The organism is Mycobacterium sp., assembly GCF_032162605.1.
In the GTDB taxonomy this organism is placed as follows: Bacteria; Actinomycetota; Actinomycetes; order Mycobacteriales; family Mycobacteriaceae; genus Mycobacterium.
Genome location: NZ_JAVROT010000161.1, coordinates 23479 through 36383 on the forward strand (window position 1 = coordinate 23479; position 12905 = coordinate 36383).

The 12905-nt window shown below is 67.6% G+C and carries 11 protein-coding genes; 6 read left to right on the forward strand and 5 right to left on the reverse strand.

From position 1 onward, the window contains the following. Positions 1-21: 21 nt before the first annotated feature. Positions 22-873 (reverse strand): enoyl-CoA hydratase/isomerase family protein, encoded by an 852-nt coding sequence (locus QOI01_RS09875; RefSeq protein WP_526380354.1) that lies wholly within the window; start codon positions 871-873, stop codon positions 22-24. 110 nt (positions 874-983) lie between these two features. On the opposite strand from QOI01_RS09875, the gene glgX reads away from it, so the two are divergent. The 4 genes from glgX to QOI01_RS09895 all read left to right on the forward strand — a co-directional run bounded on the left by glgX (position 984) and on the right by QOI01_RS09895 (position 5430). Then, positions 984-3149, forward strand: coding sequence for a glycogen debranching protein GlgX (glgX, locus tag QOI01_RS09880; RefSeq protein WP_526380376.1), 2166 nt, complete (start codon positions 984-986; stop codon positions 3147-3149). 136 nt (positions 3150-3285) lie between these two features. Next, on the forward strand, positions 3286-3738 hold the full coding sequence (locus QOI01_RS09885) for a MarR family winged helix-turn-helix transcriptional regulator (protein WP_526380356.1): 453 nt from the start codon (positions 3286-3288) through the stop codon (positions 3736-3738). Further along, on the forward strand, positions 3735-4571 hold the full coding sequence (locus QOI01_RS09890; RefSeq protein WP_526380358.1) for an ATP-binding cassette domain-containing protein: 837 nt from the start codon (positions 3735-3737) through the stop codon (positions 4569-4571). The genes QOI01_RS09885 and QOI01_RS09890 overlap by 4 nt, the downstream gene beginning before the upstream one ends. A gap of 118 nt (positions 4572-4689) precedes the next feature. Continuing rightward, on the forward strand, positions 4690-5430 hold the full coding sequence (locus tag QOI01_RS09895) for an ABC transporter permease (RefSeq protein WP_526380378.1): 741 nt from the start codon (positions 4690-4692) through the stop codon (positions 5428-5430). Here the strand turns inward: QOI01_RS09895 and QOI01_RS09900 are convergent. The 3 genes from QOI01_RS09900 to QOI01_RS09910 all read right to left on the reverse strand — a co-directional run bounded on the left by QOI01_RS09900 (position 5393) and on the right by QOI01_RS09910 (position 10090). Then, positions 5393-7327: an ArnT family glycosyltransferase gene (locus QOI01_RS09900; RefSeq protein ID WP_526380360.1), complete on the reverse strand. Its 1935-nt coding sequence runs from the start codon at positions 7325-7327 to the stop codon at positions 5393-5395. The two genes, QOI01_RS09895 and QOI01_RS09900, sit on opposite strands and share 38 nt — an antisense overlap. A 105-nt stretch (positions 7328-7432) precedes the next feature. Beyond that, entirely contained in the window at positions 7433-8740 is a 1308-nt protein-coding gene (locus QOI01_RS09905; RefSeq protein WP_526380362.1) for a maltokinase N-terminal cap-like domain-containing protein, read from the reverse strand. A gap of 153 nt (positions 8741-8893) precedes the next feature. Next, positions 8894-10090 carry a hypothetical protein gene (locus QOI01_RS09910; protein ID WP_526380364.1) on the reverse strand — a complete coding sequence of 399 codons (1197 nt, stop codon included), beginning with the start codon at positions 10088-10090 and terminating at the stop codon, positions 8894-8896. A gap of 152 nt (positions 10091-10242) precedes the next feature. On the opposite strand from QOI01_RS09910, the gene QOI01_RS09915 reads away from it, so the two are divergent. Then, entirely contained in the window at positions 10243-11052 is an 810-nt protein-coding gene (locus tag QOI01_RS09915; RefSeq protein ID WP_526380366.1) for a HugZ family pyridoxamine 5'-phosphate oxidase, read from the forward strand. Between the two features lie 19 nt (positions 11053-11071). Beyond that, positions 11072-11641 carry an orotate phosphoribosyltransferase gene (gene pyrE, locus QOI01_RS09920; RefSeq protein WP_526380368.1) on the forward strand — a complete coding sequence of 190 codons (570 nt, stop codon included), beginning with the start codon at positions 11072-11074 and terminating at the stop codon, positions 11639-11641. 33 nt (positions 11642-11674) lie between these two features. Here the strand turns inward: pyrE and QOI01_RS09925 are convergent, their stop codons facing one another. Next, a complete protein-coding gene (locus tag QOI01_RS09925) occupies positions 11675-12739 on the reverse strand; it encodes an IS630 family transposase (RefSeq protein ID WP_526380370.1) in 1065 nt (354 codons plus the stop codon). Between the last annotated feature and the right edge of the window lie 166 nt (positions 12740-12905).

Genomic DNA, 12905 nt, shown 5'->3' on the forward strand with positions numbered 1-12905 from the left:
CCGGTGAACGCACACAAATCGCTAGAGGGTGGGGTCGACGGGCCACCCGGTCCACCGCGGCGGGCGGCCGGCGAGATGCGCGCGCACGCCCTCCTTCGCGTCGTCGTGGGCCATCAGCGCGAGATGTATCGCGGTCTCGCGGGCGCCGACCGCCTCGCGGTCCAGGTCGAACGAGTCCCACAGCAGGCGCTTGCTTGCAGCCACCGACATCGGGGCGGTGTTCTGGGCGATGTCGTGGGCGAGGGCCACCGCTGCAGGCAGAACGGCGTCGGCGTCGAGCACCCGGCTGCCCAGCCCGAGCTCGACCGCGCGGCGTCCGTCGAAGGTGGCGCCGGTCAGCAGAATCTCGGCGGCCTTGGCGATGCCGACCAACCGGGGCAGCACCCAGTGCGAGTATGCGTCCCCGACCACTCCGCGGCGGACCTGCACGACGCCGTACTTCGCGTCGGCGGCGAACAACCGGATGTCGCACTGCAGCGCGAGGGTCAGCCCGAGCCCGAGCGCGTGCCCATTGACAGCGGCGATCACCGGTTTGCTCAGCGTCCAGGCTGGTATCGCGATACCCGCCGCGCTGAAGCCAGGTCCGGGTTCGGCAAAGGTGCGGTCGCCGATGCCAAGGTCGGCGCCTGCGCAGAAGGCCGGTGGAGCACCCGTCAGCACCACCACCTGCACGGCGTCGTCCCGGTCGCAGCGGACGAATGCGTCGGCGAGTTCCTCGGGCATCCCGTCGCCGATCGCATTGCGAACCCGGGGCCGATTCAGAGTGATCGTGGCCACAGGCCCGTTGGCCTCGGTTTGCAAAGTTCGGTAACTGGGCAGATCAGAGCCGGTGGCCAAACTGGATACCTCCAATTCGTGCGTCTCGCCCGCCATGCTCCCGCGGCTGAGAGCACCGTATCGTCGCCTTGTTCCATCTCAGTCAACACGGAGTGTGCACTTTGGCCTCAGCCGCCAGTTCCAAGGACACCGCAACGCCCGCAGTGATGCCGGCGTCGCAGCCCGATACGCCCGTCAAGGACGTGATCCTGCGGGAGATGTGGCCCGGCAAGGCCTACCCGCTTGGCGCCACATATGACGGTTCCGGCAGTAACTTCGCCGTTTTCAGCGAGGCCGCGGAGTCCATCGAGCTGTGTCTGTTCGACCCCGATGGCACCGAGACCAAGTTGAAGCTGCCCGAGGTCGACGGCTTCGTCTGGCACGGCTTCGTGCCCGACGTGGAGCCGGGCCAGCGGTACGGCTATCGCGTGCACGGTCCGTACGATCCGGCGTCCGGTCAGCGCTGCAACCCCAACAAGCTGCTGCTGGATCCATACGCGAAGGCCATCGACGGCACGTTCCAGTGGGACCAGTCGCTCTTCGGCTACGACTTCGGCGACCCCGACAGCCGCAACGACGAGGACTCGGCGGCCAGCATGCCCAAGTCCGTCGTCATCAACCCGTTCTTCGACTGGGGCAACGACCGGCCGCCGCAGCACGAATACGCGGACTCGGTCATCTACGAGGCGCACGTCAAGGGCCTCACCGAGACGCATCCGGACATCCCGGAGCGCAGCCGCGGCACCTACGCGGCGATCGCCCACCCCGCGATCATCGACCACCTCAAGGACCTCGGGATCACCGCGATCGAGCTGATGCCGGTGCACCACTTCGCGAACGACTCCACGCTGATCGACAAGGGGCTGTCCAACTACTGGGGTTACAACACCATCGGGTTCTTCGCGCCGGACTCCAAGTACGGCGCCAGCCCGACCCCCGGCGGCCAGGTGCAGGAGTTCAAGGCGATGGTCCGCGCCCTACACGAAGCGAACATCGAGGTGATCCTCGACGTGGTCTACAACCACACCGCCGAGGGCAACCACATGGGACCGACGTTGTCGATGCGCGGGATCGACAACGCCGCCTACTACCGCCTCGTCGACGACGACCAGCGGTACTACATGGACTACACCGGCACCGGCAACAGCCTCAACGCCGGCCACCCCCACGCTCTTCAACTCATCATGGACTCGCTGCGCTACTGGGTCACCGAGATGCACGTCGACGGGTTCCGGTTCGACCTGGCGTCCACGCTGGCGCGCGAGTTCTACGACGTGGACAAGCTGTCCACGTTCTTCGAACTCGTTCAGCAGGATCCCACCGTGAGCCAGGTGAAACTCATCGCCGAGCCGTGGGACGTCGGCCCCGGTGGCTACCAGGTCGGCAACTTCCCACCACAGTGGACCGAGTGGAACGGCAAGTACCGCGACACGGTCCGGGACTTCTGGCGCGGCGAGGACGCCAGCCTCGGCGAGTTCGCCTCCCGACTCACCGGATCAGCGGATCTGTACGAGCACACGGCGCGACGACCGGTGGCCTCGATCAACTTCGTCACCGCCCACGACGGTTTCACGCTGCGCGACCTGGTCTCCTACAACGAGAAGCACAACGACGCCAACGGCGAGGACAACAACGACGGCGAGAGCAACAACCAGTCCTGGAACTGTGGCGTCGAAGGCCCCACGGACGACCCGGAGATCCTTGCGCTGCGAGCGCAACAGCAGCGCAACTTCATCACCACCAACCTGCTGAGCCAGGGCGTGCCGATGATCTGCCACGGTGACGAGCTCGGCCGCACTCAGGGCGGCAACAACAACGGGTACTGCCAGGACAACGAGATCACCTGGATCGACTGGGCCAGTGCCGACACCGGTTTGATCGAATTCACCCGCTCGGTGTCCGCGTTGCGGGCTGCGCATCCGGTGTTCCGTCGACGCCGGTTCTTCGACGGGCTGCCGGTGCGCATCCGCGGGTCCGAACGCATTCCGGACATCTCGTGGTTCGCCCCCGACGGCTCGGAGATGAGCGACGAGGACTGGGGTTCCGGCTTCGGCAAGTCGATCACCGTCTACCTCAACGGCCAGGGCATCCCCGATCTGGACCCGCGCGGTCAGCGCGTCACCGACGACTCATTCGTGATGTGTTTCAACGCCCATCACGAGCCGATCGACTTCACCCTGCCGCCAAAGGAATTCGGCTCGAGGTGGAAGCCGGTGATCTACACGGTCGACGGGGCGGTCATGGAAGGATCCAGGCCGGTGGCGGCCGCCGCACAGCTCACCGTCGAAGCGCGCTCCGTCATCGTGCTGCAGGCGGCACCGGAGGAAGCCTGACGCAGTCGTCGATTCGGATGGTCAGCCGCTCCCGTCCGGCGGTTGGGCGCATCCTGTTGCGCTCATCGCAACGTTCCGCGCCGAAATCGCTCGGGGTCGGGAGTAATTAGCTCTGCAACAGAGGTATCGTGGAGCGGTGGACACCCGGACCGATCTCGCCGCGGAGCTGCCCGCGGGCGTGGGCCGTTTCCGCCGCCAGGCGCGCCGATCGAGCGGCGCACCCGGCATCGGCACCGGACTGCCTGAGTCGCAAGCTGAAATGCTCAGACTCGTCGCACGTCAGCCAGGCATCTCCGTGCGCCGCGCCGCCGACGAGCTCGGGCTCGCCCCGAACACCGCATCGACGCTGGTGTCGCGGTTGTCCACCGACGGCCTGCTGGTGCGCTCCGTCGACCCCGACGACCGGCGGGTTGGCAGACTTCGGCTCACCGCGTCCGCGCAGCGCATCGCCGACGAATCCCGCGCCGCGCGCCGGGCCGCCCTCGGGGCCGTGCTCGAGCGCCTGGACCCCGATCAGATCGACAAACTCAACGACGGCCTCGCCGTGCTCGCCGACGTGACCCGACTTCTGCGCGAGGAGCAAGCATGACCCAGACACCTTCGACGGCCCCGGCGATCGACTGCCGCCACCTGAGCCACCGCTACGGCGACTTCACCGCCGTCGACGACCTGAACCTGGAGGTGCAAGCGGGTGAGACGATGGGCCTGCTCGGACCCAACGGCGCGGGCAAGACCACGGTCGTGCGGTTGCTCACCACGCTCACGCCCGTCCAGACCGGCGACGTTCGGATCTTCGAGTTCGACTCCCGGCGCGACACCCTCGACATCCGCCAGAACATCGGCTACGTGCCGCAACAACTCTCGATCGAATCAACGCTGACCGGCCGGCAGAACGTCGACCTGTTCGCGAGGCTGTACGACGTTCCGCGCCGCCAGCGCCGTGCCCGGGTCGACGAGGCGTTGTCGGCGATGCAACTGCTCGACGTCGCCGAGAACCTCGCTGGCACCTACTCCGGTGGAATGGTGCGCAGACTGGAACTCGCCCAGGCACTGGTAAACCGGCCGTCGCTGCTGATCCTCGACGAGCCCACGGTCGGCCTGGATCCCATTGCGCGCGACGGGGTTTGGTCGCAAGTGGCCGACATGCAGGAGGAGTACGGCATGACGGTCCTGCTGACCACCCACTACATGGAGGAGGCCGACGCGCTGTGCGACCGCGTCGCCCTCATGCACCACGGCGTGCTGCAGGCCGTCGGTTCGCCGAGCGATCTGAAGGCGGGACTGACTGCGGACGCCTCCGCCAGTGCGACGCTGGAGGACGTGTTCCGCCACTACGCCGGCTCGGACCTGTCCGAGGAGAACACCAGGCGTGGGTTACGCGAGATCGGTTCCAGCAGAAAGGCGGCTCGCCGTGTCAGTTGACGATACCTCGTCCCCTCGTTCCGCTCGCCCCAGCACGTCTTCCCCTCGTGCCGCTCCCACCGTCGAGTTGATCCGCGCACCACGCGGCATCCGGCGCGTCGGCGGACTCCTGCGCCGCATGGGCGCCTTCGCGCTGGTGGAGATGCAGAAGCTCTCCCACGACCGCACCGAGCTGATGACCCGCATGGTGCAGCCCGCGCTGTGGCTGCTGATCTTCGGGCAGACGTTCTCCCAGCTGCACGTCATCGACACCGGCGGCGTGCCGTACCTCTCGTTCCTGGCGCCAGGCATCATCGCGCAGTCGGCACTGTTCATCTCCATCTTCTACGGCATCCAGATCGTGTGGGACCGCGACGCGGGCATCCTGGCCAAGCTGATGGTCACCCCCGCGCCCGCATCGGCGCTCATCACGGGCAAGGCGTTCGCGGCGGGGGTTCGCTCGGTCGCCCAGGTGGTCGGCGTCATGGTGATCTCCTATCTGATGGGCATCCACCTGACCGCCAACCCCTTGCGGATTCTCGCCGCGATGGGCGTCGTGGTGCTTGGCTCGGCCTTCTTCGCGTGTCTGTCGATGACGCTCGCGGGTCTGGTGCGCAACCGCGACCGGATGATGGGCATCGGTCAGGCCATCACCATGCCGCTGTTCTTCGCCTCCAACGCGCTGTACCCGGTGGACATCATGCCGCCCTGGCTGCGTTGGCTCTCGGCGGTCAACCCGCTGAGCTACGAGGTCAACGCACTGCGGGCGCTGCTGATCGGGACGCCGGGCAACACGTGGCTCGACATCGCCGTCCTGTTGGTCGCCGCGACGCTCGGCGTCGTCACCGCCTCGACGCTGCTACGCCGTCTGGTCGGCTAGCGACGGTCACTTTCGGCGCGGCCAGGTCGTAGGCCGTGACGCCGCCGATCGTCGTCGAGTGGAAGTGCCCGCGCACCCACCTCAGGATGTCGGAGTGCGCACGGAGGCTGACGTGCTCACCGTGCTCGTCCTCTGCGGCGGCGCCCTTGGAAGAGCCGCGAGGAGCCAGGTAGTACGCGATCTGATGCCGGGCGACGTCGTCCTTGAACTGCTGCAGCGTCGGTGCCGGGTCGGTACCCGAGAAGCCGCCGATCGCCATCACCGCCGTGCCCGTTGACAGTTCGAGCCCTGCGGCTGACGACGACCGGTCGATGGCCGCCGACCACGGCGTGGCGGTCGCCTCGAGCATGGCATCGAGGCGCGGATTGCCGACCCTGGTGCCGCCCGAATGCCCCGTCCTGGCCGGCCCGACAGAAGGACCGATTCCCTGGTGCGGCGCACCGACGGTCGCCAGCGAATACGCCGCAGGACCGCCCAACGCAGCGGCCAATGCGACGGCCAACAGAACCGGGGCGACGTCGCGTCGCTGCGTCCAACTCCACAGCAGCGCCGTCGACGTCGACACCGTCAGCACCAGGACGGACCACCTCAGGGTCGGCCACGCCACGGCGCTGCCTCCCAACAGCCACCAACCCCACACCCCCGCCGTCAGCAAGATGGCCGCCACTGCCGACCGGCACCAGACGGCGTCGCGGCGGGACCACGTCTGCTGCACGCCGATCGCGAAGATCGCCGCGACGGGCGGTGCGATCGACAGGCTGTAGTAGGGGTGGATCGTGCCGTGCATGTAGCTCAACACCAGGCCGCCGACCAGGAACCACGCACCGAACAGAATGGCGCCGGCGCGCACCAGGTCCGTACGCGGCGCCTTGGCGCGCGCGACGATCGTCAGGACCAGCGCCAGCACCGCGGCCGGCACCAGCCAGCCGATCTCGAAGCCGAACTCACCGGAGAGCAGCCGCGACCAGCCCTGCGACCGACTGCCGAAGCCGCCAAAACCGGTGATCGGGCCGAGACCGGACGGCAGCATGATGTCGGAATGGTCGCGACCCAGCAGCCGCGCCAACCCGTTGTAGCCGAGGACCAGATTCATGAAGTTGTTGTCGGTCGACCCTGCGAGATACGGCCGCGCGGACGCGGGCCACACCATCGTCAGCACCACGAACCAACCCGCCGAGATCGCGAACGCCGCGGCAGCGCCCAGCAGGTGGGCCAACCGGACGCGCAGTCGCACCGGCGCAGCGACGAGGTAGGCCGCCGCGAGCGCGGGCATGACCATGGCGCCCTCGAGCATCTTCGCGAGGAAGGCGAACCCCAGCGCCGCCCCGGCACCCGCCAGCCACCTCGCCGAACCCCATTGCACGGCGCGCACCGTGCAGTACGCCGCGGTCGTCATCAGAAGAACCATCGCGGCGTCGGGGTCGTTGAAGCGGAACATCAGCACGGCCACCGGCGTGAGCGCGAGCGCCGCCCCGGCGAGCAACCCGGCCCGCGGCCCGCTGATCCGGCGCACCGCCCCGTACAGGAGTGCGACGGCGCCGACGGCCATCAACGCCTGCGGGACGAGCATGCTGGCGCTGCCGAACCCGAACAGCTGACCTGAGAGTCCCATCACCCACTGCGACAGCGGCGGCTTGTCGACCGTGATGAAGTTGTGCCAGTCCAGCGACCCGAACAGCAACGCCTCCCAGTCACGGGACCCCGCCTCGGCGGACGCCGCGTAGTACTGGTTGCCCATGCCGTTGATGGTGATGTTCCAGAGGTAGAGCACGGCGGTGGCGAGCAGAAGAATGCCCAGGCGAAGCCGGTCACCGGTGACGATCGACGACCCATGGGGGCGCACTTCCGCGGCGGGCGTGTCGGCGCATCCTGCCAACCTTCCCAGGGTTTGCGTCACAGCACTCAGTGAGGCATCGCGACGTTCGGGCAACCTGTGAACGAGCGTTGAGAGTGCTGGCGGTCTGCCCGCCGATCGCTGGACTCGTGACGCGCAGCGAGTCCCTCAGCCGACCAGACGGCCGATCGACGCCATCGGGATGGGAAGCCAACCCGGGCGATACCTGGCCTCGTAGCCGGCCTCGTACACCGCCTTGTCGAGTTCGTAAGCGGCGAGCACACCGGCCGAGGCTCGCGGATCGTCGCCCGACGCGGCCGTGTAACCGTCGCAGAACGATGCGCAGTTGCGGTCCACCCACTCGCGGGCACGGACGGCCAGTCGGTGCTCCTGCGCAGCCCCGCTGCCCTCGACGAGGCGCTGATAGGCCGCGTACTCGTAGGACCGCAGCACGCCCGCAATGTCCCGCAGCGGGGAGTCCGGTCTGCGTCGCTCCTCCAGCGGCTGCCCCGGCTCGCCTTCGAAGTCGATCACCAGCCAGCGCTCGGGTGTCCGGAGCACCTGGCCGAGGTGAAGGTCGCCGTGCACGCGCTGCACGGTGATCTGCTCACCTGCGAGCTCGTGGTAGCGCTCCTCGATCAGCGGCCGGTACTGCTCGACGGCAGGGACCATGGAGGCCACGGCGTGGAGCCGCTGCAGGAGCGTGTCGACCGGGAACGGCTCGCGTGCGGCGCCGAGACTGGTGGCCAATGTCCGATGCACCGATGCGACCGCGTGGCCGAGCTGGTGCGACTCGCCCGCGAAGTCCGCGCCGGCCCCTTCGGCGGACAGATCGCGGGTGCTGGCGGTCGCCATGTCCCAGCCCTCCGCCGAGTTGGCGGCGAACTCGGTGACCATTCCCAGTGCGTACGGCTCGCCATCGAGGGTGGTCTCGAACGATCCGAGCAGCCTCGCCACGTGCGGGTTGCCTGCGTGCGCCAGCTCCCGGTTGAGCTCGATGTCGGGGTTGACGCCGGGCGTTACGCGGCGGAACACCTTGAAGATCGCGGCGTCGGAGAACACCACGCTGGTGTTGCTCTGCTCGGCGCCGACCACCCGGCCCGCCGCATCCAATGGCAGGGCGGCGCCTGGTTCCTTCAAAAAGCGCAGCGGCCCGACCGACTCCGAGCCGTCGACCATCGACAGCAGTAACTGCGCTGCGGACGGGTCGTACAGGGCGTCATAGGCGGTGTGCACGCCCGAGGTGCCGATGGTGGCGCCGGGAGCCGCGTCGGACCCGCCGTCCCAGCGCACCAACAGCTGGTACCGGTGCGACGTTCCGTCAGTGAACTCGACGTCGAGTAACACCAGGTCGAGATCGCCGCGAAGCGCGACCACCTCGACGGGTCGCACGTCGGCCAGGTCACGGCCCCGTCCCGCGTACCACCTCTGCGTCGGCAGCCATCGATCGAACGGGAGTTTCGTCGCCTGAGTCATCAGTCCTCAAACCTACCCACGGTCTGCGACTTTGAATCACCGACGGACGCGCCCGACCTCGACCGGCCACTTACTTTGGCCAATCAGCCGCAGGAGCAACGTGATTGGCATGACGGCGAGCTCGATGATCGTCGGCGTCGACGGCGGCCGAACTCACTGGATGAAGCGCTCTGCCTCGGATCGCAGATACCGGCCGGAATTGGCCTGCCGATACCCGATCACGCTGCCGCTGGCCGTGAGGGCGATCAGGCCGGCAAGACCCGGAAGTGCCACCGTGGCCACCTGGGTCATGCGCGCCGAGCGCAGGTACTGCGGATAGCCGTCCCGCAGCACGGGGTTGCCCATTGCAGAGGTGGACCCAGCAGAGGTGGACCCGGCAGAGGTGTACCCGGCAGAGGTGGACCCGTTCGGCGGCAACTGCTCGGTTGGCGTCGAACCGTTCTGCGTCACCGATCCGCGAACCGCCGGAGCGGGCACTCCCGCAGGACCCGCACCGAGAACCTGTCGGCCTTCACCAGCCGGCACCGATCCGGATCCAGTTGCGGGCACCGATCCGGTGATCGGGCGAGACGGTGCGAGGCGGACCGGCGGAATGATCACCGGTACCTGCACGACCGGAAGGTCCGATCCGCTGGCCATCGGCGTGGTATCGACCGTGTCGACTGCGTCGACTGGCCCCTCCTCCATGGTGCGGAACGTCGGCGCCGGCTGCGGCGGCGGTTTCGGCTTGAACGGGTTGTACGGGGCATACGCGTCGGCCAGCAGCGAGTTGACGGTGCTCAAGGTCTTCCCCATCGCCGTGAAGGCCGCGAAGGGATCGGACAGATCGAGCGTCCACCGCTGGCCCTGGTAGCCGGGGACGGAGATCGGTGGCGCGGAGGACGGCGGCGTGACGTCGACCGAGCCCGTGGTGTGCCTGTACGCCGGCGCCTGCTGGACCGGCGCGGACGTCGCTTGTTCGGGGACCGTCGGCTTCTCCGCGGCAGTTCTGTCCTTGTCGCGCTTGCGCTTGCTCGAATCGCCGGCGGGGACGGTGCCGTCCGGCGGGCTGCGCGTCCCGGGAGTCCGCCCGTTGCCGAAGATGCTGAGCGGTCGGCCCATCATGTCGCGCAGCTGGGTGGCGATGTTCCTCGGGATGTCGAAGATGCTCGGCGGAGTCGCCGTCGTCGGTTCGGGTTCGACGACACCCGGTTGGCTGCCGGCCGGCGGACCAACGGGTTCGTCGGTCCCCGGGCCGTCGCCGGTGTCACCCGGAACGGCGACCGCGACGCCTGCCCCGGCGCCAGCGATCAGCAACGCGGCAAGAAGCGCACCGATCGAAGGCAAGACGCGCAGGACAGGGTTCGGCACAACCCCCCCTCGTTTCAGCAAAATCAAAACGTGTCAGCTGGTCAACCACGTTTACCCCATTCTCTCACAGGAATCGGCAGGCACGCAGAAGAATTAAGTTCCCGGCGGGCGGCTCGCTGAATCGGCGACTGTTGCGGCGGTAGGGTGCGGACGTGGTATCCGATGACTTGCGCGACCACGGTGACCCTGGCGACGCTCCGTCGATCCCACCGCCGTTGGTCCCGCCTTCCGACACGACCCGGCCCTCGGCCGCCGAGGAGGCGCGCACCATCGCCGCGTCGACCAACAGCGGGACCCTGGCAACGCTGACGACGGCAGGCGACCCGTGGGCGTCGTTCGTGGCCTACGGACTGCTGGGCGGCGCACCCGTGCTGTGCGTCTCCAACCTGGCCGAGCACGGCCGCAACCTGACCGGGGATCCCAGAGCCAGCATCGCGATCGTCGCGGCGGCCATCGACAGCGATCCCCTCGCCAACTCGCGGATCACGCTGTCCGGTGTCGCGGAGAAGCCCACCGGCGACGAACTCGCCGCCGCACGCCAGGCGCACCTGGACGCCGTGCCCGCTGCGAAGTACTACGTCGACTACAGCGACTTCACGCTGTGGGTGCTGCGCGTGGACCGGGTCCGCTGGGTCGGCGGCTACGGTCGCATGGACTCGGCCACCGGCGCCGACTACGCGGCCGCCGAGCCCGATCCGGTCCAGCCGATCGCCGCGGGCGCCATCGAGCACCTCAACGCCGACAACGCCGAGGCACTGACCGCGATGAGCAAGACACTCGGCGGCTATCCCGACACCATCGCTGCTACGTGTACGGGCGCTGACCGCTATGGGCTCGACCTCAAGATCACCACGGCACGCGGGGTGGCCTACCCCCGCGTGGGTTACGCCGAGCGGATCGATTCCCAAGACCAGTTCCGCTCGGCCACGGCGGAACTGACGCGACGGGCGCGCCAGGGCTGACCTGCAATACGATCATTGCGTGTCCGACCGTCCCGAAACCTGGCAAGCCGCCTTCGAGCTGATCCGCACCCGCGGCCACGAGCGCCGCGAGGAACCCTTCAGGCTGGTCAGCGGTCAGCTCAGTCACGACTACATCGACGGCAAGTACGCCATCGACACCGGTGAGCGCCTCGCCGTCGTCAGCCGGGCCGTCGCCGACCTCGCCACCCAGACCGGTATCGAGTTCGACGCCGTCGGCGGCCTCACCATGGGCGCCGACCCGCTCGCGCACGGTATTGCCATGGTCACGGGCAAGGCCTGGTTCTCGGTCCGCAAGGAACAGAAGCAACGCGGCCGTGAACAGTGGATCGAGGGCACGCGCCTCCAGCAGGGCACGCGCGTCCTGCTGGTCGACGACGTGATCAGCACCGGCGGCTCCACCGAGATCGCCTTCGACCGCGTGGTTGCGGCGGGAGCCGTCGTCAGCGGCGTCATCCCGATGGTCGACCGAGGTGACGTCGCCGCTGGAAGGTTCGCCCGCCGCAACGTGCCGTTCGCCGCACTCGTCACCTACCGCGATCTAGGCATCGATCCCGTCAAGGACGTCTGAGCGCGCACGCACCCGTGGAGTGCACTGGACGCACTAGTGGTCCGTGTTTGAAGTTGATTGACGGTTGGCCTTCTTGAGGATTTCATCGGAGGTCTTGGTCCACACGAACGGGTGGGAGCGTTTGTTCCAGCCGGTGATGAAGGTGCGGATGGCCGTCGTCAGTTCGCGGACGTTGCCGAAGGTGCCGCGGTGGATGGCCTGTCGTTCGATGATGCCGAACCATACTTCGACGAGATTGAGCCAGGACGCCGACGTCGGGGTGAAATGCACTTGGATGAGCGGATTGTCGGCGAGCCACTGGCGGACTTCGACGCGTTTGTGGGCGGCGTAGTTGTCCATCACCAGATGCAGTTCCTGGTCGGGATACGCGCGCGCGACGTGTTTGAGGAAGCGCAGGAACTCCTGATGCCGGTGGCGGTCCTGACAGATCCCGGTGACCTTGCCGGTGGCCACCTCCAAAGCGGCGAATAGCGTGGTGGTGCCGTGGCGTACGTAGTCATGGGTGCGACGCTCGGGCAGGCCGGGTTGCATCGGCAACATCGGCTGGGTGCGATCGAGTGCCTGTATTTGGCTCTTCTCGTCCACGCACAGCACGATGGCGTTCTCCGGCGGATCGAGGTAGAGCCCGACGACGTCGGTGACCTTGGCGACCAACTCCGGGTCGGTGGAGAACTTGAACGTCTCCGACCGCCACGGCTGAACCCCGTATTCACGCCACGCCTTGGCAACCGCAGAGAAGCTGATCTTCAGATGCTTGGCCAGCAGACGCGAACTCCAATGCGTAACACCAAGTTTGGCAGGAGGCGGAGCCAACGTGGCCGCCACGATCTCGCGATGATCGAGATCCCGGGGCCGACCCGAACGCGGCCGGTCGACCAAGCCCGCCATCCCGGACTGTTCGTACCGTGCTCGCCAACCGATCACCGTCGGGCGCGACACCCCGGCGCGCTCGGCAATCTCAGTGTTGGACACACCGTCAGCGGCCAACAACACGATCCGCGCTCGCTGCGCGGATCCCGCCATCACCGTCGAGGACCGCGTCAACGACATCAGCGTCTCCCGATCACCGTCGCGCAATGCCAGCGGTGCAATTCGCATGCACAATTATCCCACCGAATCATTGTCAAATAACTTTAGACACGCGGCACTAGCACGGGAAACAACGACCATCGACTACGCACGCCTTGCAGATCTACTTAATCCGCGATGGTCGAGGCGCGTCCCGGACTACGACTTTCCGTATGGGGATGCCTTCACGACCGGA

What these genes read in the sequence shown, in the direction of transcription:
- QOI01_RS09875 (WP_526380354.1), bottom strand. Translation starts at nt 873, where the DNA reads ATGGCGGGCGAGACGCACGAATTGGAGGTATCCAGTTTGGCCACCGGC.
- glgX (WP_526380376.1), top strand. Translation starts at nt 984, where the DNA reads ATGCCGGCGTCGCAGCCCGATACGCCCGTCAAGGACGTGATCCTGCGG.
- QOI01_RS09890 (WP_526380358.1), top strand. Translation starts at nt 3,735, where the DNA reads ATGACCCAGACACCTTCGACGGCCCCGGCGATCGACTGCCGCCACCTG.
- QOI01_RS09895 (WP_526380378.1), top strand. Translation starts at nt 4,690, where the DNA reads ATGGGCGCCTTCGCGCTGGTGGAGATGCAGAAGCTCTCCCACGACCGC.
- QOI01_RS09905 (WP_526380362.1), bottom strand. Translation starts at nt 8,740, where the DNA reads ATGACTCAGGCGACGAAACTCCCGTTCGATCGATGGCTGCCGACGCAG.
- QOI01_RS09925 (WP_526380370.1), bottom strand. Translation starts at nt 12,739, where the DNA reads ATGCGAATTGCACCGCTGGCATTGCGCGACGGTGATCGGGAGACGCTG.